This window comes from Streptomyces sp. bgisy027, assembly GCF_057710365.1.
Genome location: NZ_JBYIVZ010000013.1, coordinates 154,335 through 180,215 on the forward strand (window position 1 = coordinate 154,335; position 25,881 = coordinate 180,215).

At 71.9% G+C, this 25,881-nt stretch carries 23 protein-coding genes and 2 pseudogenes; 12 read left to right on the forward strand and 13 right to left on the reverse strand.

Translation table 11 applies throughout. The annotated features are described in order from the left end of the window. Positions 1–155 precede the first annotated feature (155 nt). The 3 genes and pseudogenes from AC3ETA_RS16035 to AC3ETA_RS16045 all read left to right on the forward strand — a co-directional run bounded on the left by AC3ETA_RS16035 (position 156) and on the right by AC3ETA_RS16045 (position 3,016). Complete coding sequence (locus AC3ETA_RS16035) at positions 156–911, forward strand: hypothetical protein (RefSeq protein WP_432193552.1); 756 nt, start codon at positions 156–158, stop codon at positions 909–911. 1 nt (position 912) lies between these two features. After that, a pseudogene (locus AC3ETA_RS16040) lies at positions 913–1,473 on the forward strand (peptide-N4-asparagine amidase); the annotation flags it as partial. A gap of 175 nt (positions 1,474–1,648) precedes the next feature. Beyond that, positions 1,649–3,016, forward strand: coding sequence for a cation:dicarboxylate symporter family transporter (locus AC3ETA_RS16045; protein ID WP_432193553.1), 1,368 nt, complete (start codon positions 1,649–1,651; stop codon positions 3,014–3,016). A 98-nt stretch (positions 3,017–3,114) separates the two neighbouring features. On the opposite strand, the gene AC3ETA_RS16050 is transcribed toward AC3ETA_RS16045, so the two are convergent. Then, on the reverse strand, positions 3,115–3,564 hold the full coding sequence (locus AC3ETA_RS16050; RefSeq protein ID WP_432193554.1) for a MarR family winged helix-turn-helix transcriptional regulator: 450 nt from the start codon (positions 3,562–3,564) through the stop codon (positions 3,115–3,117). A 112-nt stretch (positions 3,565–3,676) separates the two neighbouring features. On the opposite strand from AC3ETA_RS16050, the gene AC3ETA_RS16055 reads away from it, so the two are divergent. Beyond that, positions 3,677–5,479: an ABC transporter ATP-binding protein gene (locus AC3ETA_RS16055; protein WP_432193555.1), complete on the forward strand. Its 1,803-nt coding sequence runs from the start codon at positions 3,677–3,679 to the stop codon at positions 5,477–5,479. Positions 5,480–5,522: 43 nt separating this feature from the next. Continuing rightward, complete coding sequence (mltG, locus tag AC3ETA_RS16060) at positions 5,523–6,377, forward strand: endolytic transglycosylase MltG (RefSeq protein WP_432193556.1); 855 nt, start codon at positions 5,523–5,525, stop codon at positions 6,375–6,377. Positions 6,378–6,412: 35 nt separating this feature from the next. Here the strand turns inward: mltG and AC3ETA_RS16065 are convergent, their stop codons facing one another. Together AC3ETA_RS16065 and AC3ETA_RS16070 are read right to left on the reverse strand one after the other, a co-directional pair. Continuing rightward, entirely contained in the window at positions 6,413–7,507 is a 1,095-nt protein-coding gene (locus AC3ETA_RS16065) for an NAD(P)-binding domain-containing protein (RefSeq protein ID WP_432193557.1), read from the reverse strand. 253 nt (positions 7,508–7,760) lie between these two features. Beyond that, on the reverse strand, positions 7,761–7,844 hold the full coding sequence (locus tag AC3ETA_RS16070) for a putative leader peptide (RefSeq protein ID WP_349817350.1): 84 nt from the start codon (positions 7,842–7,844) through the stop codon (positions 7,761–7,763). Between the two features lie 123 nt (positions 7,845–7,967). Between AC3ETA_RS16070 and AC3ETA_RS16075 the strand changes: the two genes are divergently transcribed. Then, positions 7,968–8,390: a secondary thiamine-phosphate synthase enzyme YjbQ gene (locus AC3ETA_RS16075; protein ID WP_432193558.1), complete on the forward strand. Its 423-nt coding sequence runs from the start codon at positions 7,968–7,970 to the stop codon at positions 8,388–8,390. On the opposite strand, the pseudogene AC3ETA_RS16080 reads toward AC3ETA_RS16075, so the two are convergent. Further along, positions 8,389–9,198 (reverse strand): annotated as a pseudogene (locus tag AC3ETA_RS16080) (N-acetylmuramoyl-L-alanine amidase); the annotation flags it as partial. The gene AC3ETA_RS16075 and the pseudogene AC3ETA_RS16080 sit on opposite strands and share 2 nt — an antisense overlap. A 217-nt stretch (positions 9,199–9,415) precedes the next feature. Between AC3ETA_RS16080 and AC3ETA_RS16085 the strand changes: the two are divergent. Continuing rightward, positions 9,416–9,688 carry a DUF2690 domain-containing protein gene (locus AC3ETA_RS16085; protein WP_432193559.1) on the forward strand — a complete coding sequence of 91 codons (273 nt, stop codon included), beginning with the start codon at positions 9,416–9,418 and terminating at the stop codon, positions 9,686–9,688. Positions 9,689–9,724: 36 nt separating this feature from the next. On the opposite strand, the gene AC3ETA_RS16090 is transcribed toward AC3ETA_RS16085, so the two are convergent. Continuing rightward, positions 9,725–10,342, reverse strand: coding sequence for a TetR/AcrR family transcriptional regulator (locus AC3ETA_RS16090; RefSeq protein WP_432193560.1), 618 nt, complete (start codon positions 10,340–10,342; stop codon positions 9,725–9,727). A 108-nt stretch (positions 10,343–10,450) separates the two neighbouring features. On the opposite strand from AC3ETA_RS16090, the gene AC3ETA_RS16095 reads away from it, so the two are divergent. Genes AC3ETA_RS16095 through AC3ETA_RS16115 form a run of 5 tightly spaced genes read left to right on the forward strand, consistent with a single transcriptional unit; the run spans position 10,451 to position 17,203 of the window. Continuing rightward, on the forward strand, positions 10,451–11,653 hold the full coding sequence (locus AC3ETA_RS16095; RefSeq protein WP_432193561.1) for an alpha/beta hydrolase family protein: 1,203 nt from the start codon (positions 10,451–10,453) through the stop codon (positions 11,651–11,653). After that, complete coding sequence (locus AC3ETA_RS16100; protein ID WP_432193562.1) at positions 11,650–13,062, forward strand: MFS transporter; 1,413 nt, start codon at positions 11,650–11,652, stop codon at positions 13,060–13,062. The genes AC3ETA_RS16095 and AC3ETA_RS16100 overlap by 4 nt, the downstream gene beginning before the upstream one ends. A gap of 6 nt (positions 13,063–13,068) precedes the next feature. Continuing rightward, positions 13,069–14,244, forward strand: coding sequence for a thiolase family protein (locus tag AC3ETA_RS16105; protein ID WP_432193563.1), 1,176 nt, complete (start codon positions 13,069–13,071; stop codon positions 14,242–14,244). Further along, positions 14,241–16,289 (forward strand): AMP-binding protein, encoded by a 2,049-nt coding sequence (locus AC3ETA_RS16110; RefSeq protein WP_432193564.1) that lies wholly within the window; start codon positions 14,241–14,243, stop codon positions 16,287–16,289. Before AC3ETA_RS16105 ends, AC3ETA_RS16110 begins: the two co-directional genes overlap by 4 nt. A 35-nt stretch (positions 16,290–16,324) precedes the next feature. After that, entirely contained in the window at positions 16,325–17,203 is an 879-nt protein-coding gene (locus AC3ETA_RS16115) for an MBL fold metallo-hydrolase (protein WP_432193565.1), read from the forward strand. Here the strand turns inward: AC3ETA_RS16115 and AC3ETA_RS16120 are convergent. The 8 genes from AC3ETA_RS16120 to AC3ETA_RS16155 are packed head-to-tail and all read right to left on the reverse strand — an operon-like array spanning position 17,142 to position 25,873. Then, positions 17,142–17,948 carry a thioesterase II family protein gene (locus tag AC3ETA_RS16120; RefSeq protein ID WP_432193566.1) on the reverse strand — a complete coding sequence of 269 codons (807 nt, stop codon included), beginning with the start codon at positions 17,946–17,948 and terminating at the stop codon, positions 17,142–17,144. The genes AC3ETA_RS16115 and AC3ETA_RS16120 overlap by 62 nt on opposite strands. Beyond that, positions 17,945–19,054 (reverse strand): alpha/beta fold hydrolase, encoded by a 1,110-nt coding sequence (locus tag AC3ETA_RS16125; RefSeq protein ID WP_432193567.1) that lies wholly within the window; start codon positions 19,052–19,054, stop codon positions 17,945–17,947. The genes AC3ETA_RS16120 and AC3ETA_RS16125 overlap by 4 nt, the downstream gene beginning before the upstream one ends. Beyond that, entirely contained in the window at positions 19,051–19,302 is a 252-nt protein-coding gene (locus AC3ETA_RS16130) for a hypothetical protein (RefSeq protein WP_432193568.1), read from the reverse strand. Before AC3ETA_RS16130 ends, AC3ETA_RS16125 begins: the two co-directional genes overlap by 4 nt. Beyond that, a complete protein-coding gene (locus AC3ETA_RS16135) occupies positions 19,299–19,538 on the reverse strand; it encodes a phosphopantetheine-binding protein (protein ID WP_250081147.1) in 240 nt (79 codons plus the stop codon). Before AC3ETA_RS16135 ends, AC3ETA_RS16130 begins: the two co-directional genes overlap by 4 nt. Continuing rightward, positions 19,535–21,469 (reverse strand): HAD-IIIC family phosphatase, encoded by a 1,935-nt coding sequence (locus AC3ETA_RS16140; protein ID WP_432193569.1) that lies wholly within the window; start codon positions 21,467–21,469, stop codon positions 19,535–19,537. Before AC3ETA_RS16140 ends, AC3ETA_RS16135 begins: the two co-directional genes overlap by 4 nt. Beyond that, positions 21,466–22,488 (reverse strand): 3-oxoacyl-ACP synthase III family protein, encoded by a 1,023-nt coding sequence (locus tag AC3ETA_RS16145; RefSeq protein WP_432193570.1) that lies wholly within the window; start codon positions 22,486–22,488, stop codon positions 21,466–21,468. The genes AC3ETA_RS16140 and AC3ETA_RS16145 overlap by 4 nt, the downstream gene beginning before the upstream one ends. Further along, positions 22,488–25,544, reverse strand: coding sequence for a type I polyketide synthase (locus tag AC3ETA_RS16150; RefSeq protein WP_432193571.1), 3,057 nt, complete (start codon positions 25,542–25,544; stop codon positions 22,488–22,490). Before AC3ETA_RS16150 ends, AC3ETA_RS16145 begins: the two co-directional genes overlap by 1 nt. Then, positions 25,541–25,873: an acyl carrier protein gene (locus tag AC3ETA_RS16155; protein WP_432193572.1), complete on the reverse strand. Its 333-nt coding sequence runs from the start codon at positions 25,871–25,873 to the stop codon at positions 25,541–25,543. The genes AC3ETA_RS16150 and AC3ETA_RS16155 overlap by 4 nt, the downstream gene beginning before the upstream one ends. Positions 25,874–25,881: the final 8 nt, after the last annotated feature.

Sequence of the window (25,881 nt, forward strand, 5' to 3'; positions counted from 1 at the left end):
GGATGGGGTTGAGTGACGGCCGTTGCGCGGAACGGGCAGCGCACGGCGGCAGCAAACCGTGACAGGTTCGCGTCGTAGCGTCGCCGGACGCAAACGGTTTTCCAACGGGCCGGTCAGTTCCGGCCCCATGCCGGACGCCGTGCGACCATGGACCGATGCGGAACGGCGGAACATGGCGCGCGACGGTCGCGACGGCGGTACTCGGAACCCTGCTGGCGACCGCGACCCTGACGGCGTGCGGCGGCGCGCGGGACGGAGCGCGGGACGGGGCCGGCACGGACGTCGGCGATTCGGCGCCCAGACGATCGGCCGAGACCACCGATCCGACGCGCATCCCGGGTGTCGGCGACCGCTGGCAGCGACGCATCCCCGCCGACTCCCGCCAGGTCGTGGCGGTCTACGGCGACGGCAAGGACTCCGCGGACTCCACCGTCGTGCTGTACACCAAGCACGGCACCGACTGGGAACGCGTCCGCGCCTGGCCCGCGCACAACGGGAAGAAGGGCTGGACCACCGACCACCGCGAGGGGGACAAGCGCAGCCCCGTGGGCGTGTTCACGCTCAGCGACGCGGGCGGCGTACTGCAGGACCCCGGGGCCAGGCTGCCGTACACCAGGTCGGCGGCCTTCGCGGCGCCGCGCTGGTGGGCCAAGTCGCACTGGCACGACTTCGACTACGTCATCGCCGTCGACTACAACCGCGTCAAGGGCACCCCACCCAACGACCCGACCCGCCCTGAGGGCGACGACCGCGGCGGGAGCATCTGGCTGCACATGGACCACGGCAGTGGCACGTCGGCCTGCGTGAGTCTGTCCGAATCGGGGATGCGGTATCTGCTGCGCACGCTCGATCCGGACCTGCATCCCGTGGTCGTGATGGGGGACAAGGCGCACCTGAAAGCCGCACGCTGACGGGGAAGGCGTCAACTCCTCTGCATACACGCCCGGTTCGGAACCCCGGGTGGACACGAAGGGTGGTCACCGGCTGACCGTGGCCGGGCACGTCGACACCTCGCACGGCCGGGTGACGACCACCGTGAGCCATTCGCTCACCAACGACTCCGCGCACCGCTGGACCGACGGCGAGAACCTGGACGCCCTCGACGCGACCTGGACGGACGACCTGTCGGTCACCGTGGAGGGGCGCGGGCAGGCCCGCACGACCCGCACTCGGCGGACGTACACGATGGACGGCTCGATCGGCATCGGTGCCGGCGACCGGTTGCGCACCGTACTGACCCTCGGTGACCGTGCCTCCGTCGTGACCACGCAGGACGGGCGACGGACGCACTGGTCGCGGGTCGACGACACCTACACGGGCGACGCCGCCTGGACGTTGAACGTGCCGCGCGACCAACGGCACGCGGTCGCTGCGACGAGCGAGTGGTATCGGGCGTACGGCTCGGACGGCTGCCACGACCGTTCTCTGACGAGCGCTCAGGGGGTGCTCACGGAGGACCGAATCCGCTGCTGAGGCGGGGTGCGTGCGACGCGTCACGCGGGGCGTGATTTACGCGGATGCAACACGGCGGTCTCGTGCGGGACCAACATCACCCGCACAGTGATCCGAACGGAATGCGCTTTCCGTATGGCAGAAGTCCCCACCGTTCCGGGGGACTTCTGCGTGCCGCCGTCCCCAAGGAGTTCCCGTGCCGCCGCCCGTACCGTCCCTGCCGCGACGCGTCGCACGCATACTGCGTACCTCCCTCTTCGCGCAGGTCGCCTGCGCCCTCGTACTCGGAATCGTCGTCGGGAAGCTGTGGCCCGGGTTCGGCGCCGATCTTCAGCCGCTCGGCGACGGTTTCATCCGGCTCATCAAGACGGTCATCTCGCCGCTGGTGTTCTGCGTGGTCGTCGTCGGCATCGCCAAGGCCGGTGACCTGAAGGCGTTCGGCCGGATCGGACTGAAGGCCCTGATCTGGTTCGAGGTCGCCAGCACGCTCGCGCTGGTCATCGGCCTCCTCGCCGCCAACGTGGTTCAGCCGGGCTCGGGGATGAACGTGGACCCCGCCACGCTCGACGCCTCGGCGGTCGACGCGAAGACGGGCGGCGGTCATCTGCCGTCGACGACCGAGTTCGTGCTGGAGGCCGTCCCCACCTCGTTCGTCGGCGCCTTCGCCGAGAACTCCCTCCTCCAAGTCCTCGTCCTGGCCTGCCTGGTGGGCGCGGCGCTGCTGCATCTCGGCCGCACCAAGGTGCCGCAGGTGCTGCCCGCCATCGAACAGGCCCAGGAGATCATCTTCGCGATCGTCGGTTTCGTGATGCGGCTGGCCCCGATCGCGGTGTTCGGCGCGATGGCCGTCCTGATCGGCAACTACGGGCTCGGCGTCATCGAGACCTACGGCAAGCTGATCGTCCTGTGCTACCTGGCCGCCGCCCTGTTCATCGGCCTGCTCGCCCTCGCCCTCAAGGCGGTCACCGGCCTCAGCCTGTGGAAGTTCCTGCGCTACATCCGCGAGGAGATGCTGCTCGCCCTGGGCACCGCCTCCACCGAGTCGGTCCTGCCCCGGGTGATGCAGAAGCTGCGCAAGGCCGGCGCCCGCGACGACGCCGTGGGCCTGGCGCTGCCGACGGGCTACTCCTTCAACCTCGACGGCGCCTCGCTCTACCTGTCCATCGGCACGCTGTTCATCGCCCAGGCCGTGGGCGTGGACCTGAGCCTCGGTCAGCAGATCACCGTCGTCCTGGTGCTGATGCTGACCAGCAAGGGCATGGCGGGCATCCCCGGCTCGGCATTCCTGGCCCTGTCGGCCACCGCCTCCTCGCTGGGCGCGATCCCGGCCGGCGCCGTGGCCCTGTTGCTCGGCGTGGACCGCATCATGGACTCGATGCGCGTCGTCACCAACCTCCTCGGCAACTGCGTCGCCGTCTTCGCGGTCGCCCGCTGGGAGGGTGCGCTGGACAGGGAGCGGGCCAAGAAGATCCTCGACGGGGAGATCGGGGTCGACCTGGAGGACGAGGAGCCGGCCGGGCGGCCACCGGAGCTCAAGAAGGAAACGGCCGCCGAGACCGGCTGAGGCCGAGTACGCAGGCACAGCCTTCTCGAAGGGCCGTGGCCGCCGCTCCGCAGTACGGGAGGGGCGGCCACGGCCCCTTCCTGCTCACGCGGCGGCGCTCAGCACCCCCGTCCCCCACCTCCGTCGATCAACGTATCCAGCAGCTCACCCAGCACCGACCGCTGGTCGTCCGTCAGCGGCGCCAGGATCTCCTCCGCGGCCGACCGGCGCGCGCCATGCAGCTCCCGCAGGGCCTTGTGGCCGTCCCCGGTGAGTTCGATGCGGATCACCCGGCGGTTCGTCGGGTCCGGCGCGCGGCGCACCTTTCCGCTCGCCTCCAGGCCGTCGACCAGCGTCGTCACCGCACGCGGGACCACTTCCAGACGTTCGGCGAGGTCGGCCATCCGGGGTGGCGAGTCGTAGTGCGCGAGCGTGCGCAGCAGGCGGGACTGGGCCGGGGTGACACCCAGGCCGCACTCATGGAGGTGCCGTTTCTGGATCCGGTGCACCCGGCGGGTGAAGCGCAGCAGCTGCTCGGCGAGCGGGCCGTCGGGATCGGAGGTGGTCATGGGGGAACAATATCAGGACAATGTTCATTGTGAGTATAGGTAACAATGAGCTAAGCTCCGTCAGCGGCCCAGGGGGCCGTCCGTCCGCATCGCCACACCTCCGTAGGAGCCCATGCATCCCGACCACGAAACCGCCTGGACGTCATCCGCCGCGCAGCAGGAACAGCCGCGGCAGGTGCGTCGCATCCTCAGACTCTTCCGTCCCTACCGTGGCCGCCTCGCGGTCGTCGGTCTGCTCGTCGGCGCCTCGTCGCTGGTCGGCGTCGCCACGCCGTTCCTGCTCAAGGCGATCCTCGACGTCGCCATCCCCGAGGGCCGCACCGGCCTGCTCAGTCTGCTCGCGCTCGGCATGATCCTCAGTGCCGTCCTGACCAGCGTCTTCGGCGTGCTCCAGACCCTGATCTCGACGACCGTCGGCCAGCGCGTCATGCACGACCTGCGCACCGCGGTCTACGGCCGCCTGCAGCGCATGTCGCTCGCCTTCTTCACCCGCACCCGCACCGGCGAGGTCCAGTCCCGCATCGCCAACGACATCGGCGGCATGCAGGCGACAGTCACCTCCACGGCGACGTCCCTGGTCTCCAACCTGACCAGCGTGGTCGCCACGATCGTCGCGATGATCGCCCTGGACTGGCGGCTGACCGTCGTCTCGCTGCTCCTGCTGCCGGTCTTCGTCTGGATCAGCCGCCGCGTCGGCAACGAACGCAAGAAGATCACCACCCAGCGCCAGAAGCAGATGGCCGCGATGGCCGCCACCGTCACCGAGTCGCTCTCCGTCAGCGGCATCCTGCTCGGCCGCACCATGGGCCGCTCCGACTCGCTGACCAAGGCCTTCGCCGACGAGTCCGAGCAACTCGTCGACCTCGAGGTGCGGTCGAACATGGCCGGCCGCTGGCGCATGGCCGTCATCACCATGGTCATGGCCGCCATGCCCGCCTTCATCTACTGGACCGCCGGCGTGGTCCTCCAGGTCGGCGGCCCGCAGGTCTCCATCGGCACGATCGTCGCCTTCGTCTCGCTCCAGCAGGGCCTGTTCCGCCCGGCGGTCAGCCTGCTGTCCACCGGCGTCCAGATCCAGACCTCGCTCGCGCTCTTCCAGCGCATCTTCGAGTACCTCGACCTGCCCATCGACATCACCGAGCGCGCGGAGCCCGTCCACCTCGACCGCGTGAAGGGCGAGGTCCGCTTCGAGAGCGTCGAGTTCGGCTACGACGGCAAGAGCGGCCCGATCCTCGACGGCATCGACGTCACCGTCCCGGCGGGCGGCAGCCTCGCGGTCGTCGGCCCGACCGGCGCCGGGAAGTCGACCCTCGGCCACCTCGTGCCGCGGCTGTACGACGTGACGGGCGGCCGGGTCACCCTCGACGGCGTGGACGTGCGCGACCTCGACTTCGACACCCTGGCCCGCGCGGTCGGCGTCGTCTCGCAGGAGACGTACCTCTTCCACGCCACGGTCGCCGACAACCTGCGCTTCGCCAAGCCCGACGCCACCGACGAGGAACTGCACGCGGCGGCGAAGGCGGCCCAGATCCACGACCACATCGCGTCCCTGCCCGACGGCTACGACACCGTCGTCGGCGAGCGCGGCCACCGCTTCTCCGGCGGGGAGAAGCAGCGCCTGGCCATCGCCCGCACCATCCTGCGCGACCCGCCGGTGCTCATCCTCGACGAGGCGACCAGTGCCCTGGACACCCGTACCGAGCACGCCGTTCAGGACGCCATCGACGCCCTGTCCGCCAACCGCACCACGGTCACCATCGCGCACCGGCTGTCCACCATCCGGGGCGCCGACCAGATCGTGGTCCTCGACGCGGGGCAGGTCGCGGAGCGGGGCACGCACGAGGAACTGCTGGAGCGGGACGGGCGCTATGCGGCGCTGGTCAGGCGGGACGCCCAACTGGAGCCCACGGGGTGACGTTATGCCAGGTTTGTAAGCATGTGCGGGATACCGTGCCCGCATGTACTTGAACACTCCGCCACGGAGCACGATTCGACTGACGCGCCGGGGACGTATGGCTCTCATCGCCGCCGGCGCCGTCGTGGCCGGCACCGCCGTGGCGGTGCCGCAGTTGGTCATGGGCGAGGAGGAGGCGGCCCGGCCCACCTCGCTGGTGATCCCCGAGGGCTGGCGCGCCGGCCAGGTCTACACGGCCGTCGACAAGGCCCTCGCCCTGCCGTCCGGCACCACGAAGAAGTCCCTCGACAAGCTCGACCTGAAGCTGCCGAACGACGCCGACGGCAACCCCGAGGGCTACTTCTTCCCGGCGACGTACCCGCTGGAGAAGAACGGGAAGAAGGCGACGCCGGACTCGCTGCTGTCGGCCATGGTCGACACCGCCAACCAGAAGTTCAGCGGCGCGCCCATCGCCGCCGGGGCGCAGCGCAACGCGATGAACGTCTATCAGGCGGTCACGATCGCGAGCATCGTCCAGGCCGAGGCCGCCACCAAGGCGGACATGGCCAAGGTGGCCCGGGTCATCTTCAACCGGCTCGAACGCGGGATGCCGCTCCAGATGGACTCCACCGTCAACTACGCCCTGAAGCGCTCCACGCGCCGGACGACCGAGGCCGACACCCGGATCGAGAGCCCCTACAACTCGTACCAGCGCATGGGCCTGCCGCCCACGCCGATCGGCAGTCCGGGCGACGAGGCGATGCGTGCCGCGATCAGTCCGGCCGCCGGCGACTGGCTGTACTTCGTCACGGTCAAGGCGGGCGACACCCGCTTCACGGCCGACTACACGGAACACCAGCGCAGCGTCGCCGAGTTCAACGCCCGGCAGAAGAAGGCGAGCCCGAAGCCGACCGGGTGAGCCGGCGGGACGTCACGCGGATACTGGCCGGTGCCTCACGCGGCCACCGGCTCCTCGGCCAGCAGCCGCCTGATGTCCCGTACGGCCGCACGGCCTGCCCGGTTGGCGCCGATGGTGCTGGCGGAGGGGCCGTAGCCGACCAGGTGGACACGCGGGTCGGCGACCGCGCGCGTCCCCTCCACCCGGATGCCGCCGCCCGGCTCGCGCAGGTGCAGCGGGGCGAGATGGTCGACGACGGCGCGGAAGCCGGTCGCCCACAGGATGACGTCGGCCTCCACGCGCTGCCCGTCGCTCCACTCCACCCCGTCCGGTGTGATCCGCTCGAACATGGGACGGCGGTCCAGGACCCCGTCCGCCAGCCCCTGCCGGACGGCGTCGTTCAGCGGCAGTCCCGTGACCGAGACCACGCTCTTCGGCGGCAGTCCCCGCCGGACCCGCTCCTCGACGAGCGCGACCGCCGCCCGGCCCACGTCCTCGGTGAAGGGACCCTCGCGGAACACCGGCGGGCGCCGTGTGACCCAGGTCGTGGCCGCCGCGTAGGGCGCGATCTCCAGCAGATGCTGGGTGCCGGAGGCGCCGCCGCCCACGACCACGACCCGCCGACCGGCGAACGCCTGCGGCCCCGGGTACTGCGCGGTGTGCAGCTGCCGCCCCCGGAAGGTCTCCTGTCCGGGGTAGCGCGGCACGAACGGCCGGTCCCAGGTGCCGGTCGCGTTGATCAGGGCCCGCGTCGCCCACGTTCCCGCCGAGGTCTCGACGAGCAGCCGCCCGCCCGGGCCCTCGCGCACGGCACGCACGTCGACGGGCCGCCGCACCCGCAGGTCGAAGGTCCGCTCGTAGGTGTCGAAGTACTCCGCGATGACCTCGGTGGACGGCCGCGCGGGATCGGCGTCGGTCAGCTCCATACCGGGCAGCGAGTGCATCCCGTGCACCTTGCCGTACGTCAGGGACGGCCACCGGAACTGCCAGGCGCCGCCCGGACCGGGGGAGTGGTCGAGGACGACGAAGTCGCGGCCCGGCTCGAAACCGGTGCGCCGCAGGTGGTAGGCGCTGGACAGACCTGCCTGACCAGCGCCTGTGACGACTACGTCGACCGCTTCGACCGCTTCGACCGCCTCAGTGTTGTTCACGCTTCTACCAACGGCCTTGGGGGCGCGGATCTTCCCCGGGGTCTACCTGCGGGCCCGCGTGATCGACGGCGGCGGGTCGCCGTTGTAGCGCGGGTCCACGAAGTCGCCGAAGCCCACCTCGTAGGGCATCCCGTGTCCTTCGCCCCCACCTTTGCCCACGTTCGGGAGGGGGCGTCGGTGTCGGCCTTGACGAGTCACGGGTGAGCGCAGGGCGGTGCCGCGGATGCGGAGGAGGTGAGGGAGAAGTGGGGCGTCAGCAGCCGCGGCGACACGCGGCGGAGGCCACCCGCAGCAGGTCGATGTGACCGCGAGTGGTGAGCAGGGCTGAACGCAACATGCCGCCGAAGGAAGCAAGATGGCGTGGTCGTGGTCAACGGTGTCCCGCGAAGTGGACCTTGCGTATCGACCCCCGGCCGTCTCCTGACGTGTGGACTCCGCCGCATGGGCGAGGATGGAGGGCATGTCAGACGCCTTCACCACCCGAGTTCTGAACGTCGCTTCCGGCTCCTCGGAGCGGGTCGTGGACCTCACCCGCGACTGCGAGGCCTTCCTGCGGGAGGCGGCGGCGGGCCGCAACGGGCTGCTGAACGTCTTCGTGCCGCATGCGACGGCCGGTGTCGCCATCATCGAGACGGGCGCCGGCAGCGACGACGACCTCCTGGCCGCCCTGCACGCCCTCCTGCCCGCCGACGACCGCTGGCAGCACCGCCACGGCAGCCCCGGCCACGGCCGCGACCACGTCCTCCCGGCCCTCGTCCCGCCACACGCGACGCTGCCCGTCGTGGACGGACGGCTGGAACTCGGCACCTGGCAGTCGGTGTGCCTCGTGGACACGAACAGGGATAATCCGAGCCGTCAGGTGCGCTTGAGCTTCATGGGGTGAACCCCGAGCGGGGCTGTCCGGGCGACCGTCTGTCCGCTTGTCGGCGGTCGGGGCTCGGGCCCTCCTCGTAACGGCCGCAGCCCTCCGCGACCAGGCGCTTGCCCATGGCGGTGATCACCGCGTCGCGGCGGCCGATCTGGAAGGAACCGGCGCCCGGGAGCGCCGCGTACTCGGGCCGGGGCTGGGGCCGGGGGCAGAGCCTCCGCCGCCGCCCGGCTTGCCCCGCAGGTGGTTCGCGATGCGGGAGCGCATGCCGTCCATCGTGAGCCGCGCGGGTCCTGCTTGCCCGGCTCCCACTCCTCGTGGCCGATGACGGAGCGTTCGCTCCAGTCGTGGTGGCGGCAGATCGCGGCCGAGACCGTCTCGATGGCCTCCTTCTGCGCCTCGGGCCAGGGGTCCCTGCCGTCGCCGAGGCTGATGCACTCGAAGCGTAGAAGTGGCGGTTGCCGTCGGTGTCGGCCTCTTTGCCGGGCGGCAGCTTCGTTTCGTTGACGGCGGCGGGCAGGATGTCGCCGTCGCCGAGCCCCGCGTGGCTGGCGCGGCCTTTGCCGACCATGTGGACGTGCCCCTTCTTGTCGATCACGCCGTGGCACAGGGGGCCGGGCGGGGGTGCGTAGCCGTCGTAGCACAGGACCACGGACGAGTCGGTGCCCGAAGCCACGGTGTGGTGGATCATCACGCCGTTCATCGGGCCCCAGGGGCCTTTCGCATTACGGTTGTGCGTACGCCAGTTGCGTACCTCGTGGACCGTGACACCCTCCGCGCGGAGGATCTCCACCAGCCGGGACGCGCTCAGTGGCTTGGTCATCACTTGTCTCCTTCCACTGCGGCTTCGGCCTCTGCCGTGGTCTGGGACCGGGGGTTGGGCGCGTCGATGGCCTCCGCCGCAAGGGCCTCGGCGGCCGGCGCCGCCTCGTCGCGGCCGGGATGCTGTGCGCGAGGCGGCCGCCCTTCGCACGGCCCGACAGCCCGGAACCGACCTTCATCGGGGCCAGCTAGATCTCCAGGATGGCTGTCCTGGAGGCATGGCCTGCGGGCGGGACGCGCGCACGCTGGCCGACTGGCGCACCCGCGCGGGAGCCGGGCTCGAGATCAGGTTCGGCGCGCGATGCGATGCGGCCTGGACGCGGATCTGGCAGACCCGGGTCGGCTATCGCGTCGAGATCACCGCACCCGGAAGCCGCCCCAACGGGCCGCCGTCGCTGACAAGTTCGACGCCAGGGGCACCTCTTCACGCGGATGGTCCCGGCGCGACAGCTCTCGGCGCTGCACGCCTGCCTCATGCCCGCATTCGGTGACGCGCGCGAGTGCGTCGCGCCTCAGGGCCGCCTTGCTCAGCGGCTGGCGGCGAGCGCCGAGAGGACGGCGCGGGTGAGGCGGGCGACGTAGGCGTCGTCGGTGGGTCCGCCGACCGCGAGCATTCTGAAGTACAACGGGGCGCCGAACAGGTCGACGGCCAGGCCCATGTCGATGTCGGCCGGCAGCTCTCCGCGGTCGATCGCTTGGTGCAGCACCGTCGCCACCGCGGCGCGCCGGGGGGCGAGGACCGCCTCGTGGAGCGCGGCGCTGAGCGAGGGGTTGCGGGCCGACTCGGCAACCAGGTCGGGGACGATCCGGCCGACGAGTGGATGGTGGAGGTCGGCCATGGTGTCCCGGACGAACCGTTCGACGTCGTCGCGCAGTGACCCGGAGCCAGCCGTCGCGGGGAGGTGTTCGGCGGCGGCCTCGGAGACCAGCTCCACGACCATCGCCTCCTTGGAGGGCCAGCGGCGGTAGAGGGCCGCCTTGCCGACGCGGGCCCGGCGGGTGACGGCCTCCATCGACATCCGCGCGAACCCGGTCTGGGCGAGCTCCTCGAACACCGCCCGCCTGATCGTCTCGGTCACGGACTCCCGCAGGACCGCGGAGCCCGTGGGCCTGCGGTCGACGTCGTCACGGCTGGTCGATTCCACTGCGGGAGATTAACACCGAACGGAACGGTTGCGTTCCGTCCGGGCCGGGTGTACGTTCCGGCGCGAGACGGAACGGCTCTGTTCCGTTCCATCTCGAAAGGGGTCCCGATGAAGTTCCTCTTCGACGACGCGGCGTTCTCGTTCCAGGCGCTGCGCACGGCCGGGCACGCCGCTTACGCGGGCGCCGATCTCGGCGAGGTCCTGGCCGCCTCCCGCAACATCCCCGACGGCGACGAGGAGGCCTGGTGCCGGGGGTGGACCGCCGTCGCCGAACGCCTCCACCGTGTCGGTGCCGAGGCACTCGCCGCCGGCCACCGGGTCAGCGCCCGCGAGTCCCTCCTGCGGGCCTCGAACTACTACCGCACCGCCGACTTCTTCCGCGTCGAGGACCGGGACTCCGACCTCGAGTCGGCCCGCCTCGCCCGGTGCTCACGGCAGACGTTCGCGCAGGCGGCACAGCTGTTCGACACCCCGGTCGTGCCCCTGCGGATCCCCTACGAGGACACCACCCTCCCGGGATACCTGTTCCTCGTGGACGACACGGGCCGCAGCCGGCCCACCGTCATCCACCACGGCGGATACGACTCCACCCTGGAGGAGCTGTACTTCATGGCGGCCGGCGGGGCACTGCGCCGCGGCTACCACGTCCTCGCCTTCGAAGGCCCCGGCCAGCAGTCCGTCCGCCGGGAGCAGGGACTGGTCTTCCGGCCGGACTGGGAACACGTGGTCACGCCCGTGGTGGACCACGCCCTGACCCGCCCGGAGGTGGACCCTGAGAGGCTTGTGCTGTTCGGCACCAGCTTCGGCGGACTGCTGGCCGCCCGCGCCACGGCCTTCGAGAACCGCTTCGCCGCGTGCGTCCTGCACAACGGGGTCTACGACTTCTACGAGGTCCCCCTTCGCGGCCTTCCGCCCTACCTCGGCGAGTGGGTGACGGACGGCCGGGACGACGTGGCCGGGCCCGCGCTGGCCGTCACCATGGCCCAGAGCACCCAGGCGCGCTGGTTCCTGCGGCACGGCATGTGGGTCTTCGGGGCCAAGACGCCCCCCGAGGCGCTGCGCGCCTGCGCTCCGTACAACCTCGACACCGCGGCCGCGCACATCACCTGCCCCACGCTCGTCCTCGACGCGGAGAACGACCTGCCCTTTCACGGCGAGGCCCGGCGGGTGTACGAGGCGCTGCGCTGCGCGAAGGAGCTGATGCTGTTCACCGTCGCCGAAGGGGCCGGCGAACACTGTCAGGAGGGCGCGGCACTCCGCTTTCACCAGCGGGTCTTCGACTGGCTCGACGAACGTCTGGCCCGCGCATGACCGTTGGGGCGGACACCCGGTCGGCCACGGCGGACGGCACCCGCCGCCGGGCCCGCACCGTCCTGGTCCTGCTGGCGCTCTTCATCGTCGTCAACGCCGCTGACAAGGCCGTCCTCGGCCTGACCGCGGGCCCCATCAAGGACGACCTCGGGCTCTCCGCCACCGAGTTCGGCACCATCGCCAGCAGCTTCTACCTCCTGTTCAGCCTCTCGGCCGTCTCGGTCGGCTTCCTGGGCGACCGCATCCGCCCCCGGCCCCTGCTCGCCGTGCTCGCCCTCGTCTGGGCGGCGGCGCAACTGCCGATCCTCCTCCCCGCCACAGGATTCGGAGCCCTCGTCGCCACCCGGGTCGTGCTCGGTGCGGGTGAGGGGCCGGGCTTCCCGCTGGCCAACTACACGGCGTTCACCTGGTTTCCGGAGAAGCGGCGCGCGCTGCCCTCGGCCGTCGTGGTCGCGGGCGGCGCGGGGGGCACCGTCCTGGCCGCCCCGCTGGTCGTCCTGGTCACCAACACCCTCGGCTGGCGGGCCGCGTTCGGCCTGCTCGGGGCCGCCGGGGTGGTGTGGACCCTGGTCTGGCTGCGGGTCGGCGGTGGCGGGCCGTACGCCGCACACCTGGGCCCCGGACCGGCAGACGACGAACCGGCGGCAGGGGACGTCCCGGCGGTCTCCGCCGACGGGGCGCGTCCCACGGTCCCCTTCCGGCGCATCGTCACAACGGGCACCTGGCTCGGGGCGACCTTCTCCACCTTCGCGGTCATGTGGACGCTCTCCCTGGGGTTCGCCTGGCTGCCGCTCTTCCTGGAGGACCAGGTGGGCTTCAGTGACGCGGAGATCAGCGGGATCGTCGGTCTGCCGGCCCTGTCCATGGCCGTCCTGGTCCTCACCGCGGGTGCCGTCGCGCACCGGCTGCTGCGGAGAGGGGTGACCGCCCGGGTCGCGCAGGGACTGGTCGGCGCGCTGCTGCCGCTTCTCGCCGGCATCTGTCTGTTATTCGCGACTCGGGCCGGTCCCGCCGTCCTCCTGCTGCCGTTGCTGGTCCTGGCGTTCTCCGCGGGCAACGGACAGACCCCCCTGACCAACGCGGCGATCGCGGACATCTGCCCGGTCGGCCGGCGCAGCGCCGCCCTGGGCCTGTCGTACGCCCTCGCCGCGCTCTCGAGCCTGCTCGCCCCCTATGTGACCGGGCGGATCATCGACGCGGCGCCCACCGAGGCCGCCGGCTACGGTCGGGCCTTCGACCTGGCCGCCTGTCTGCTGATCGCCGGTGCCGTGGTCTCGGCGCTCCTGATCCGACCCGACCGGGACGCCCTCACCCTGCTCGCCGCACACCCGGCGACGTCCAGCGCGTCCGCCGCCTCCAGCGTGTCCGCCGAGTCCAGTGCGGACGCGGAGCCCACAGCGAAGGAGTGACCCCCGATGCCCGTAGACATCGCCGTCGTCCACGGGGCGCGTACCCCGATCGGCCGATACAAGGGCGCACTGAGCTCGACTCCCGCGCACCGGCTGGGCGCCCTCGTGATCCGCGAGGCGGTCGTCGGCGGTGGGCTGGACCTCGGCGCCGTGAGCGAGGTCGTCCTGGGCTGCGTGGGCCAGGTGGGCCCCGACGCGTTCAACGCTCGGCGTGCGTCCCTGGCCGCGGGGCTACCCGTGACGACCCCCGCGTACAACGTCAACAGGCTGTGCGGGTCCGGACTGCAGGCCGTCTGGTCGGCCGCGCAGAGCCTCACCGTCGGCGAGGCGGACGTCGTCGTGGCGGGCGGCAACGAGTCGATGACCCGTCAGCCGCTGCTCGACTACAGCGAACGGGCCCCCGACGAGGTTCCCGGAGAGCCGACCGTGGACGGCACCGTCTCCCTGGTCACCGACCCCTTCGGGCGTTACCCGATGGGCATGACGGGCGAGGTGGTGGCGGACCGGTACGACATCTCGCGGCAGCGCCAGGACGGGTGGGCCGCCGAGAGTCAGCGCCGGGCCGCCGTCGCCGTCCGCGAGGGACGTTTCGACGAGCAGATCGTGCCCGTGGCCACCCAGGGCGGCGTCGTGGAGCGGGACGAACATCCCCGGCCCGGCACGACGGTGGACAAGCTCGCCGGCCTGGCTCCCGTGTTCGCGCAGAACGGCACGATCACCGCCGGGAACTCCGCCGGCATCAACGACGGCGCTGCCGCCGTGCTGCTGATGCGCTCGGCCGATCTCACCCCCGGCGCCGCACCGCTGTGCCGGCTGCGCGACGCGGTCGTCACCGCGCTGGAGCCGGAGATCATGGGCGTCGCCCCGGCCGAGGCGATCCGCGGCCTACTGCATCGCAACGGCCTCACCCTGGAAGCGATCGACGTGATCGAACTCAACGAGGCGTTCGCCGCCCAGGTCCTGGCCGTCATGGACGGACTCAAGCTCGATCCGGACCGCGTCAATCCGAACGGCGGGGCGATCGCACTCGGCCATCCCATCGGCGCCACGGGAACCGTCCTGTTGCTCAAGGCGGCTCACGAACTGCGCCGCACGGGCGGCCGGTTGGCCGTGATCGCCCTGTGCATCGGCGGCGGCCAAGGAATCGCCGCACTGATCGAGAACCCGGACGGCACCCGATGAGCGAGTACGTCTGGCATCCCACGCCGGAGTTCACCGAACACGGCAACATCGCGGCCTTCTGCCGCAAGCACGGCATCGACGGCGGCTACCGCGAACTGCAGACCAGGTCCGTCACCCACCCCCAGTGGTTCTGGGAACGGGCCGCGGCGGACATCGGCATCGTCTGGCACACGCCGCCGACGCGCGTGTGCGACGACACCGGAGGCATCGCCTCCACCCGCTGGTTCCCGGGCGGACGCACCAACCTCGTGGACTCCTGTCTCCACCGCCATCTACGGCAGGGGCGCGGGCGGGCTCCCGCCCTGCGCTGGGAGCGGGAGGACGGCACGCAGGGGGTTCTCACGTACGACGAGGTCGCCGCCCGCAGCGCCCGGGTGGCAGGCGGACTGCGCGCCCTCGGGGTCGTGGAGGGCGACCGGGTGGCCGGGTATCTGCCGGCCGGTCCCGAGGCCTTCGTCCTGCTCTTCGCCTGCGCGCGCATCGGCGCCGTGCTGGTGCCGCTGTTCTCCGGCTTCGGCACCGGGGCGATCGCCGTACGGCTTGTCGACGCCGGGGCGAAGGTCCTGGTCACCGCGGCGGCCGCCACCCGGCACGGCCGCCGGTACGACATGGAGACGGTGGCCCGTACAGCACTGGAAAAGGCCACGTGCGTACGTCATCTCGTCGTCGTTCCAGAAGAGCCGGGCGCCCCGCTGGATCCCTCCGGGCAGAGCCGCCGGAACGTGCCGTCCGCACCCGTAGGGGCGGGCGCAACGCCCCGTGCATCGAGGCCCTCCTGGGCGGGCGACGTGTCGCTGGACGAGCCGACCGCCTCGCCGGGGCCCGCGACGACGACCTGGCACAGCCTCTCCGGCGCCGAGCCCGCCGAGACCGTCTCGCTCCCCACCGGCACCCCCTTCCTCCTGCTGCACACGTCGGGCACCACCGGGCGGCCCAAGGGCGCGATGCACACCCACGGCGGCTTCCCGGTCCAGGTCGGCAGCGAGACCCGGTACAACCTCGACCTGCGGCCGGACGACGTGGCCTTCTGGGTCACCGACCCCGGCTGGATCATGTTCCCGCTCGTCGCCGTGGGCGCCACCCTCGCCGGCGCCTGCGTCCTGGCGTACCAGGGCGCGATCGACCATCCGGACGTCACCCGCCTGTGGCGGCTGCTCGACGACCACGGGGTCACCGTCTTCGGCAGCTCGCCCAGCCTGGCCCGCATGCTGATGGGCCACGACCCGAAGCATCCGGCGCCGTCCCGGTTGCGCGTCCTCGGCTCCACCGGCGAGCCGTGGACCGAGGAGGCGTGGCGCTGGTACTTCGCCGACTTCGGCGGCAAACGCTGCCCGGTGATCAACATCTGCGGCGGCACCGAGGTCGGCGGATCCCTGCTCGCCTCCGCGCCCACCCTGCCCCAGTCGCCGTGCAGTTTCTCGGGGCCCTGCCTGGGCATCGACGCGGCGATCGAGGACGACCAGGACACCGAGCCGCCCGAAGGACACGTCGGTGAACTGGTCGTGCGGCACTCCTGGCCCGGAATGACCCGGGGACTGTGGCGAGCGCGGGAACGCTTCGCCGACACCTACTTCGGCCGGAGGCCGGGCCGCTGGTCCCACGGCGACCTCGTCTCCCGGACCGGTGACGAGTGGTTCGTCCATGGCCGCCTCGACGACATCATCAAGGTGGCCGGCAAACGCCTCGGGCCCGCCGAGGTCGAGGACGCCGTCGTCGGCGACCCGGCCGTCGCAGAGGCGGCCGCAGTCGGGATACCGCACTCCGTCAGGGGCGAGGCCCTGTGGTGCTTCGCGGTCCCGGCGGCCGGGTGGCCCATCGGCGCACCGGAAGCCGAGCGGATCCGCGGACGGGTGGCCCACGCGCTCGGCCCCGCGTTCCGGCCCAGCCGGGTGGTCGCCGTACCGGAGCTGCCCAGGACCCGCAACGGCAAGGTGATGCGGCGGCTCATCCGCAGCCTCGTCACCGGCGAGGCGCTCGGTGACCTGTCCACTCTCGTCAACCCGGCCGGCCTCGACGCGATCCGTACCGCCCTGCAGGACCAGTGAAAGCGGGCAACCCGCCCACCGACCATGGGGGTTCCATGCCGACGATCGACATCCTCCTGCCCGGCTTCGCCATCGACACCGACCAGGGCTATCCCGCCTTCTGCGGGGTGTTCCTCGTACGCGGCCCGGACGCCGCCGGACGGCACCGGAACATCCTCGTCGACGCCGCCCACGTCGGCCGCCGCCCCTTCCTGTGGAACGCGCTCGCCGCACACGGCCTCGACGCCGAGGACATCGACACCGTCGTCCTCACCCACGCCCACTGGGACCACGTCCAGAACATCGATCTGTTCCCGCAGGCCACCCTCGTCCTCCACCCCGACGAGCGCCGGTACGCGCACACCCCGCACGCCAACGACTGGGCCACGCCCGCCTGGACGGGGCTGCTCCTCGAACAACTCCCCGTCCGCGAGGTCACGGACGGGGAGGAGATCATCCCGGGCGTGGACGTCATCGGCCTGCCCGGCCACTCACCCGGCAGCATCGGCGTGGTCGTGCAGACCGAGCGGGGGCGCGCCACCATCACCGGCGACGCCCTGCACTTCGCGTACGTCGCCCTCACCAAACGCAACCCCCTGGTCTTCTGGGACGCCGACCAGGCCGCCCGCAGCATCGAACGGGTCCTTGCTGTGTCCGACGTGGTCTACCCGGGCCACGACCGGCCGTTCCGGCTCACTTCGGACGCCGGCATCGACTACCTGAAGCCCTTCGCGCTCACCCTGACCGGACTGCGGCCCGACACCGTTGGACTCCGCTTCGCCGACGCCTCGTCACGCCCGCTGTGGGTCATGCCGGGCGTCAAGGAGCAGGCCACGCTGTACGAGAAGAACGCCGACGAGATCCAACGACGCATCAACCGGGTGCCGAAGGTGGTGCGCCCAGTTCCGCGAGAAGCCGGGCCAGCGAAGGGCTGAGCCGGTCGAAGAACGGATCGGGTGCCTGGCGCGGAAAGAAGTGACCGCCAGGGACGGTGGTCATGCGGAAGCTGTTCACGTACCTCCCCCAGGCCCGCACCGTGCCTGGGGTGACGAGCGGGTCGTCGACGCCCGCGAAAGCCTCGACGTGGAGCGGCAGCCGGGCCCGTTCGTCGTCCGGGTCCGGCAGTCCCGCCCGGTGGTGGGTCGCGCATACCCGCAGGTCGTCGCGGAGGATGGGCAGCAGCACCCGCAGCCAGTCGTCCCGTCCGAGGAACCGCGGACTCAGCCCGCCGAAGTCCACCAGCATACGGGCCAGTTCGTGGTCGTCGTACCGGTCGGGCGGCGGCAGCGACGGCGCCACGCACGGCGCCGCGTACGCCCCGAGGAACAGGGCCTCGGGAGGGCGGCCGCCCTCGCGCAGCCGGGCTGCCGTCAGCGCGAAGGCCACCATCGCGCCCATGCTGTGGCCGTAGGCGGCCCAGGGCCCCTCGTCGAGCCGAGGCGCGAGATCGCGCCCGAGGGCCTCGATGACCTCGCCCGCGTCCTGGAAGCGGGGCTCGCGGTAGCGCGCCTCGCGGCCCGGCAACTGCACCGGCAGGACGTCGACGTCGAACGGAAGGCGACCGGGCCACGAGCTGAAGAACGAGGCGCCGCCGCCCGCGTGGTGGAAGCAGAACAGCCTGAGCCGGGCGTCCTCGCGGGGCGCCCGGCCGAGGCAGGACGCCGGAGCCGTGGTGGTCATGCAGGGGCTCCGGGCAATGTACGGGCGAGGCGGCGGCGTGCGCGCAGGACCCGGGCCCGGGCCGAGGCGGCCCGGCGGACGCGGCTCGCCGTGCCGGCCATGCGCAGCGCCTGCGACAGCAGCCACAGCCGGGTCTCGGCAGCCTGATCGGGCCGGTCGCCGAGGGCGTCGTTCTCGACCAGGCGCAGGTGCGGCACGGTCTGCTCCAGCAACCGGACGTCGGACGGCGGCGCGACCTCGTCGTCGCGGCTCGCCGCGTACGCGACCGGGGTGCGCAGTCGGGTCAGCCGCTCCTCGTCGACGCCCCAGTCGGCGAGGGTGGCCGGGAGCCGGTCCACCGGCGTCCGCATCACGTGGGACAGGGTCAGCGTCATCAGGCGGGGCAGCGGCGTGCAGTGCGCGGCGCGGGTGAAGAAGTCGCGCACCGGTGCCCCGGCGGTCGCCAGTCCCCGGATGCGATCGTCCTCCAGCGCGTGTCGCAGGGCGAGATGCCCGCCGAAGCTCAGGCCCACGACACAGGTACGGGAGGCGTCGGCGGCACGGCCGAGCAGGTCGAGGAGATACGTGAGCATGCGCGTGCTGTCCGATCCGTAGGTGAGGGTGTTCTCGCCGAGGCCGGGCAGTTCCGTGACCACGACGGCCGCGCCGAGCCGGTCGGCTCCGGCCAGCACCGGGGCCCACTGCTCCTTCGTACTGGTGACGCCGCCCAGAACAAGGATGAGCGGGAGACTGCTGCGCTGGGACAGCCCTGCGGCCCAGCAGGCGAAGCCCGCCCCGTCGAAGGGCAGATCGAGCCGGGAGATGCCGCGGACGCGTTTGCGCCAGCGGTCGAAGGCCTCCACGCCGGCGTTCTGTGCCGCCTGCCGGCTCGGCCCATCCACGTACGGGAAGCGGGCCATCATGTAGTAGCGAACCGCGTCCAGATCGCGGCCGCGTGCCTCGGCCGCCTTCGCGAGCGACGACCACTCGTGGGTCCAGACGCCGGGGCCTTCGCCCTTGGGGTCCTCATCGAGGTTCCGCATCACCCGGTGGACGACATCTCCGGGGATGCCCTGGGCGTACGCGTGGGGAAGGGCGAACCTACGCAACTCGGCTACGGGGATCACCGGGCCGTTCCTTTCTCTTCGGGTACACGTGCCTCTTCCGGGACACGCGCCGGGACCTCAGACGCGCCGCCGGTCCCCGTGCCGTTCCCACCGCCGGTGACGAGGCGGGCGAGGCCGGCCCGTATCCGCCTGCCGAAGCCGGGGGAAAGGACGAGGTCCAGCTGGGTGTCGAGGAACAGGGCGCGGAAGTGCAGGCAGGCCTCGGGTTCGGCGGGTACGAGTGCGGGATCGACCTGGGGCGTGGTCACCGGCCCGCCACCACTTCGTACATCTGCCGGAAGGTCCTCGTCTCCAGCATGTCGACCACTGGGATGCGTCGGCCGACGAGGTTCTCCACGACGGTCACCAGCCGCAGCAGCAGCACCGAGTCCCAGTCGGGGAAGTCGTCCAGGGGGCGGTCGAGGTCCTCGGCCCTGACCTGCAGGCCGAGTTCTTCCTCCAGGAGAGTGCGGAACTCTTCGGTGTCGGCGAGGGCAGTGGTCATGCGGAGTCTCCGTCGAACGGCCCGAACGCGGCTTGCAGCCGCAGATGGGCGGGGGCAGGGGTGATGTCGCCGAGGTCGTGCCGCAGGGTGACCGCGTCGGGGTCGTCCGGATCGGTGCCGGTGACGGCGAAGCCGTGCTCGGCGTAGAAGGAGGCGAATGCGGAGTTGCGGGGCGTGGGCCGATAGCGGCCCGTCACGGCGCCCGCGCCGGTGTCACGGGCGAACTCCAGCACCGCCGTCACGCAGGCGCTCTCGATGCCCCGGGAGAACACCCGGCAGCTGAGGACGAAGTTGTCGATGCGCAGCACCTCCGCGTCGCGCCGCAGGAACAGGGCGCCGACCAGGCCGTGGTCGCCGAACCGATCGCGCGCCCGCACCGCGATCACGTGCAGCCCCGGGCGCTCCATCCGCGCCGACACCTGCGGGACCTGCAGGCGTTCGGTGGCCAGGTGGAACTGGTTGGTGCGCAGCGTGAGCTGGGAGAGCCGGGCGATCTCCGACTCCTCCGGCGGCCGCAGGAGGACCTCCAGCCCGAGTCCTTCCAGATAGTCCTGGTAGGAACCGAAGTCCTCGCGGAATTCCTGCCGCAGGGCCTCGGTGCGGTAGCGGCCGACCCGTTCCAGGTCGGCCTCGGTGAGCTCGAACAGGTCGAACCAGCCGTCGGCCAGTAGCGCCGAGGGGTGCAGGGCGGGCTCCTCGTCGACCCGGACGACGGCGATTTCGGGCAACTGCTCGGCGACCAGCCCGCACTCGAAGAGGCTGTCGTCGACGAAGACGAAGCTGTCCAGGCCGAGCCCGAGCCGGTCAGCAATGTCGCGGAGATTGTCGTGCTTCGCCTTCCAGTTGGCGTTGACGCGGACGAAGTCGTCCTCGCGCAGCACCATGGCCGGATGGGTGCGCAGCATTTCGCGCACCGCGTCGGTGTCGTTCTTGCTGCTGACCGCCAGCAGCACGCCCTGCGCGCCGAGTTGCCCGAGCACCCGTTGGAACTCCTGGAAGGCCTCGCCCCGCAGGCCGGAGCCGAGGTCGACGCCGCCGGGCCCGTCCTCGCCGAGCACCCCTCCCCACAGCGTGCCGTCCAGGTCCAGCACCAGACACTTGCGGGTGCGGCCCAGCCGCGCGCGGACGACGTGGGCGGCCTCCCGGGCGTAGGCGGCGAGCAACGCGTCGGACAGCCGGGCGCGGGCGTACTGCGCGGTGCGTGGATCGCACGCGGGAACGCCCTCGGCCACCAGCGGATCGAGGTCCACGACGACCACCCCGGGGTGCTGCTCGGCGAGGGACAGCAGACCGCGGTTGAAGTCCCGCCACACCGCGCCGAGCCGGGCGCGGGAGCGTAGGTCGACCAGCTGGTGGGTGTAACGGCGGTGCAGTGGCACGGTGTTGAGGACGAGCAGGCCACGCCCGGCCTCCTGGTGGGTGCGCACGGCGCCGGCGACGAGCGCAAGCCGGGCCCGTGCCGCTGCCTCGACGTCCTCGACCCGCCAGGGCACGGTGACGTCGTCGAAGACCGTGTACGCGTCGAGCAGACACAGCGTGAGTTGCGGCTGCTCCTCTCCGGTCACCGCGGGCCGCATCAGGTCCTGCAGATAAGAACCGTACGGCGCGACTTTCGCCTCCAACAGCATCCCGTGCCGGGCCAGTTCGGCGGTGAGGGGGGCCACAAGGGGGGCTACCGTGGAGTGGCCCGTGACGGTGACCGTGACCACCGGCACGTCGGCGTGGCGGCATACCTCCTTCGCATCGAGCCGGGCCAGCAGCTGGCCCGCGGCCGGCAGGTCGGTCGTGGGCATGCGTGCCAGCAGGGCCCGTACCCGTCCGTACTCCGTGGCGAGCGTGCCCGCCCGATGCAGGGCGCGCAGGGCGCCGAGAGCCTGGGGGTCGTGCCAGGTGCCGGAGGCGCCGAGGGTGCGGTTCTCGGTCTCGGTCATGAACGCTCCAGGGCGATACCCGACTTGATCCACTTGCTGGACTCGATGGCGACCGCGACCGCGCGCCCGGGGCCGTCCCACTGCCGCAGCAGCTCGGCGAGCTGGAGGAACGGCAGTGCGTTGCCGTTGTTCCCGACGGTGCGCACCACGTTGATACGCCGGGCTTCCGGGGAGGGCATGCCCGCGGAGATGCGGTCGCTCATCCGGCCGGAGAGCTGTGGGGGCAGCAGGAAGTCCACTGCGTCGGCGCTCCAGCCGAGGTCGTCCAGGAGCTCCCAGAACATCTGCCCGGCCATGACCGGCACCGCCTCTTCGATCGCCTTGTAGTCCTCGAAGACAGCCGTGCGGTCGCTGTGCCGGTCGCCGAGCCCGAACCAGTCGATGACCTGGCCGGGCTCCCGGCCCAGGCCCACCAGCCGGTTGAGCACCTGCCGGATCTCGATGCCCTGGCCCCAGGCCTCGGTGCTGAGCACGGCCGCGCCGGCCCCGTCGCCGAAGAGCACGTAGTTGACGAGTTCGGCGGACGTACGGCTGCCAGGGTCGAAGTCCGTCTGAAGATGCTTGGCACACACGTCACCGCCGATCACCAGCGCGGTGGTGCAGCGTCCGGCCAGCAGCAGGGTGCGGGCCACGTCCAGGGCCTGTACGGCACCGGCGCAACCGGACTGGAGCTGGTACGTGGGGACGTTGTCGACGCCGAGCCGGTCCGCGACCAGGTTCACCGTGGCGGGCATCAGATGGTCCGGGGTGGCCGTGCCCAGTACGACGCAGTCGACGTCACCCGGCTCCAGGCCGGCCTCCGCCAGCGCCCGGTCGGCCGCGGTCGTCGCGATGTCGGCCAGGCTGTGCCGTATCTGGCCGGTCGCCAGGTCGACGGCGAAGTACCGGCTGATGTTGCCGGTGAACATCTCGGCCCATGTCTCGTCGACGCCGACGAGTTTGGCCAGGGTCGCGTTGTCCACCGGGTCCCCGGGCAGGCAGGTGCCGACCGAGGCCAGGTACGTGGTGGGAGGTGCCATCAACGTGTTCCTTCCATAGTCATGGGAAGGGGGGTGGCGGAGCCGTGGGGGAGTTGGCTGCGCAGGTACGCGACCAGGTCGGCGACCGTGCGCAGGCTGGCGAGCAGGTCCTCGATCGGGAGCGACCCGAGTTGCGGCAGTGCGTCCTCGATTCGGGTCTTCAGCTCCATCACCCGGATCGAGTCGAAGCCCAGGTCCTCGTGGAGCCGGTCGTGGTCGTGCACGTGCTGCGGGTCGTGCCCGCCGACCTGGCACACCAGACGGCGTGTCAGCACGGCGAGGGAGTCGGGCGGGTTCCCCGCCGGGGCCGGCGGGCACGATTCCCCGCGGTCCGCGCCACTCGGTTCCGCGGCGGTGTCCGCGTCGGCGGGGACGGATGGCGTGGACGGTTCCGGAAGTCCGGGCGCGGCACCGGAGCGCCAGGACCGGAACGACTCGTCGAACAGGTACGGCGGCAGTCGGCGCGGCACCCGGTCCTCCGCGTCGTACAGCAGGTCCCAGTCCGGCGTGAGACCGGCGCACCACAGCTCCCCGAACAGCTGCTGGGGGCGGTGTCCGGGAGCGTGCTCTCCCGGGTGCGCGCCGTGCAGGCTCACGGCATGGTCCCCGTCCGCCCGCAACGTCGACAGCAGCGGGGTGAGCACCGCGCGCGGGCCGATCTCCACCACATGGGTGACGCCGGTGGCGAGGAGCGCGCCCGCGGCCTCGGCGAACCGGACCGGCTCGGTGATCTGCCGCGCCCAGTACGCGGCGTCCATGGTCTCCTCGCCGCTCAACTCACGTCCGTACACCGTCGAGAACACCGGGAGCGCAGGCCGCCGGTCGGACACGTCCGCGCACTCCCGGCGGAACTCCTCGACCACGGGCCGCATCAGCGGCGAGTGGAAGGCATGCGAGACGGTGAGCCGCCGGACGGACACCTTGCGCTCGGCCAACTCCCTCTCCACCGCGACCAGTTCGGCGAGATCCCCGGCTATCACGGTGCTGCGCGGGCCGTTGAGCGCGGCCACGCCCAGCCGCGCCCGCCCCACCAGCAGCGGTTCCACCTCCGTGGCGCCCAGGCTCACCGCGAGCATCCCGCCGTCCTTGGGCAGCTTCTCCATCAGCGCCCCGCGCCGGGCGACCAGCCGCGCCGCGTCCGCCACGTCCAGCGCCCCGGCCGCGCACGCGGCGGCGAACTCGCCGATGCTGTGCCCGATCACGTACGACGGTCTGATCCCGGCCTCGGTCAGGGTGGCGGCCATCGCGTACCCGACGGCGAACAGCGCGGGCTGGGCCAGCCGTGCGCGCTGGACCTCCGCGTCTCCGTCGAGCACCTGGTCGCGCACGGACACTCCGGTGTGCGGGGCGAGCAGCGTGTCGATCTCCTCGAGGTGGCGCGCGTAGGCGGGGCACGACCGGTACCAGGACGCGGTCATACGAGGGTGCTGGGCGCCCTGCCCCGTGAAGGCGAACGCCACCGACGGCACCCCTCGCCGCCCGCCGTCCACCCGCGCGGTCCCCTCGGCGCGCTCCGCGGCATTCCGCAACCCGGCGACCAGCGTGGGCAGATCGCCCGCTGCCACGGCCGCGCGGTGCGGCAGCCGGGACTTGACGCGGTTGCTGGTCCAGCACAGCTGCGCCAGCTGGCTCCCGGGACGGCGGGACAGGGCGTCGGCCTGCGCCAGCAGATTCGCGCGCAGCCGCTCCGGGGTGCGGGCGGAGAGGGTGAACACGCCCGGTGCCGCGTGCCGGCTGTGGTGGACCGCGCGGGGCGCGGAGCCCAGCACCGCGTGCGCGTTGCTGCCGCCCATGCCGAAACTGCTCACCGCGGCGTGCACGGTGCCGGACGGCAGCTTGAGCGGCGACCTCAGCAGGGACAGCCGGCGCCCGGCCAGTTCCAGTTTCGGGTTCTCGTCGTCGGCGAACCGACTCGGCGGCACCGTGCGGTGGTGCAGTGCGAGGACGGCCTTGATGAGCCCGGCGATCCCGGCCGCGCCCTCCGCGTGCCCGAAATTGCTCTTGACCGAGCCCAGCGCGACGCTTCCGCCGCCGCGGCCACTGGTCAGCTCGCCGAGCGCCTGGGCCTCGATGAAGTCGCCCAGCAGCGTCCCGGTGCCGTGCGCCTCCACGAAGCGGATGTCATCGGCGGTGACGCCGGCCCGCCGCCACACGGACTCGATCAGCCGCTGCTGCGCCCAGCGGTTGGGCGCCGTGATGCCGTTGCTGCGCCCGTCCTGGTTGATCCCGGTCTCCTTCAGCACGGCGTACACCGGCTGACGGTCCGCCAGGGCGTCGCTCAGTCTGCGCAGTACCAGCACCGCCACGCCCTCGGCTCGTCCGATCCCGTCGGCGGAGGCGCTGAACGGCTTGCAGCGGCCGTCCGGCGCCGAGAGACCGGCCTGGGCGTAGAAGATGTTGATGACCGGCGTCATGATCAGGTTGGTGCCCGCCGCGAGGGCGTGGTCGCACTCTTTGGCGCGCAGCGCGTTCACCGCGAGGTGGACGGCGACGAGCGAGGAGGAGCAGGCCGTGTCCACCGCCAGGCTGGGGCCCTTGAGGTCGAGATGGTACGAGACGCGGTTCGCGCCCATGAAGTAGCCGTTGCCCGAGCCGTGACGAGCGGTGATCCGGTCGTAATCGGCGAGTTGCAGGAACGCCCACTCGTTGGCCATCACGCCGACGAACACGCCGGTCTCGGTGCCGGCCAGGTCCTGCGGAGCGAGCGCGGCGTCCTCGATGGCCCGCCACGAGCACTGCAGCAGCAGCCGTTGCTGCGGGTCCATGGCGGTGGCCTCGCGCGGGGCGATCCCGAAGAAGCCGGGGTCGAAGGCGTCGGGGTCGGCGATGAAGCCGCCGCGCACCGTGTTGCTGCGGCCCCGCGGCCGGGCCTCGCGGGCGCTCTGCGGGGCGGCCGACGCAGTGGCGTAGTAGCGGTCGGCGTCCCAGCGCTGTTCGGGCACGCGGTCCGTGCCGTCGCGTCCGTCCATGAGGAGCGACCAGTACTCCTGGGCGTTGCGGGCGCCGGGGAAGCGGCAGTCGAGGCCGACGACCGCGATGGGTTCGCGTTCGGTCATGAGGGCTCCTCGTCGTGCTTCGTCTTGTCGGCCAGGCGCTCGGCGAGGTGACCGGTGATCGCGTGGACGGTCGGGAAGTCGTACGCGATGGTGGGGGCGACCGCGAGCCGGTAGTGCTGTTCGATCTCGCCGCAGATGCTGATGGCCGCGACCGAGTCGATGCCGTAGTCGGCGAGCGGGGTGTCGGGGTCGATCTCGTCGCACGCCCGGTGCAGGTGGAAGGCCACCCGTTCGGTCAGCCACAGCTCGAGGTCGGAGGCGTTCCCATGCGGCGAGGGACGGTCCAGGGGTTGGGGGGTGGCGGTACGCGTGCCGGGGGCGATGCTCATGGCGTACT

Excerpts from the sequence above, each read along its gene's own strand:
- AC3ETA_RS16075 (WP_432193558.1), top strand. The coding sequence starts at position 7,968 with ATGTCAGACGCCTTCACCACCCGAGTTCTGAACGTCGCTTCCGGCTCC.
- AC3ETA_RS16070 (WP_349817350.1), bottom strand. The coding sequence starts at position 7,844 with ATGTTGCGTTCAGCCCTGCTCACCACTCGCGGTCACATCGACCTGCTG.
- AC3ETA_RS16155 (WP_432193572.1), bottom strand. The coding sequence starts at position 25,873 with ATGAGCATCGCCCCCGGCACGCGTACCGCCACCCCCCAACCCCTGGAC.
- AC3ETA_RS16085 (WP_432193559.1), top strand. The coding sequence starts at position 9,416 with ATGGCCTGCGGGCGGGACGCGCGCACGCTGGCCGACTGGCGCACCCGC.
- AC3ETA_RS16135 (WP_250081147.1), bottom strand. The coding sequence starts at position 19,538 with ATGACCACTGCCCTCGCCGACACCGAAGAGTTCCGCACTCTCCTGGAG.
- AC3ETA_RS16145 (WP_432193570.1), bottom strand. The coding sequence starts at position 22,488 with ATGGCACCTCCCACCACGTACCTGGCCTCGGTCGGCACCTGCCTGCCC.
- AC3ETA_RS16150 (WP_432193571.1), bottom strand. The coding sequence starts at position 25,544 with ATGACCGAACGCGAACCCATCGCGGTCGTCGGCCTCGACTGCCGCTTC.
- AC3ETA_RS16050 (WP_432193554.1), bottom strand. The coding sequence starts at position 3,564 with ATGACCACCTCCGATCCCGACGGCCCGCTCGCCGAGCAGCTGCTGCGC.
- AC3ETA_RS16105 (WP_432193563.1), top strand. The coding sequence starts at position 13,069 with ATGCCCGTAGACATCGCCGTCGTCCACGGGGCGCGTACCCCGATCGGC.
- AC3ETA_RS16035 (WP_432193552.1), top strand. The coding sequence starts at position 156 with ATGCGGAACGGCGGAACATGGCGCGCGACGGTCGCGACGGCGGTACTC.
- AC3ETA_RS16055 (WP_432193555.1), top strand. The coding sequence starts at position 3,677 with ATGCATCCCGACCACGAAACCGCCTGGACGTCATCCGCCGCGCAGCAG.
- mltG (WP_432193556.1), top strand. The coding sequence starts at position 5,523 with ATGTACTTGAACACTCCGCCACGGAGCACGATTCGACTGACGCGCCGG.
- AC3ETA_RS16120 (WP_432193566.1), bottom strand. The coding sequence starts at position 17,948 with ATGACCACCACGGCTCCGGCGTCCTGCCTCGGCCGGGCGCCCCGCGAG.
- AC3ETA_RS16115 (WP_432193565.1), top strand. The coding sequence starts at position 16,325 with ATGCCGACGATCGACATCCTCCTGCCCGGCTTCGCCATCGACACCGAC.
- AC3ETA_RS16100 (WP_432193562.1), top strand. The coding sequence starts at position 11,650 with ATGACCGTTGGGGCGGACACCCGGTCGGCCACGGCGGACGGCACCCGC.
- AC3ETA_RS16140 (WP_432193569.1), bottom strand. The coding sequence starts at position 21,469 with ATGACCGAGACCGAGAACCGCACCCTCGGCGCCTCCGGCACCTGGCAC.
- AC3ETA_RS16095 (WP_432193561.1), top strand. The coding sequence starts at position 10,451 with ATGAAGTTCCTCTTCGACGACGCGGCGTTCTCGTTCCAGGCGCTGCGC.
- AC3ETA_RS16110 (WP_432193564.1), top strand. The coding sequence starts at position 14,241 with ATGAGCGAGTACGTCTGGCATCCCACGCCGGAGTTCACCGAACACGGC.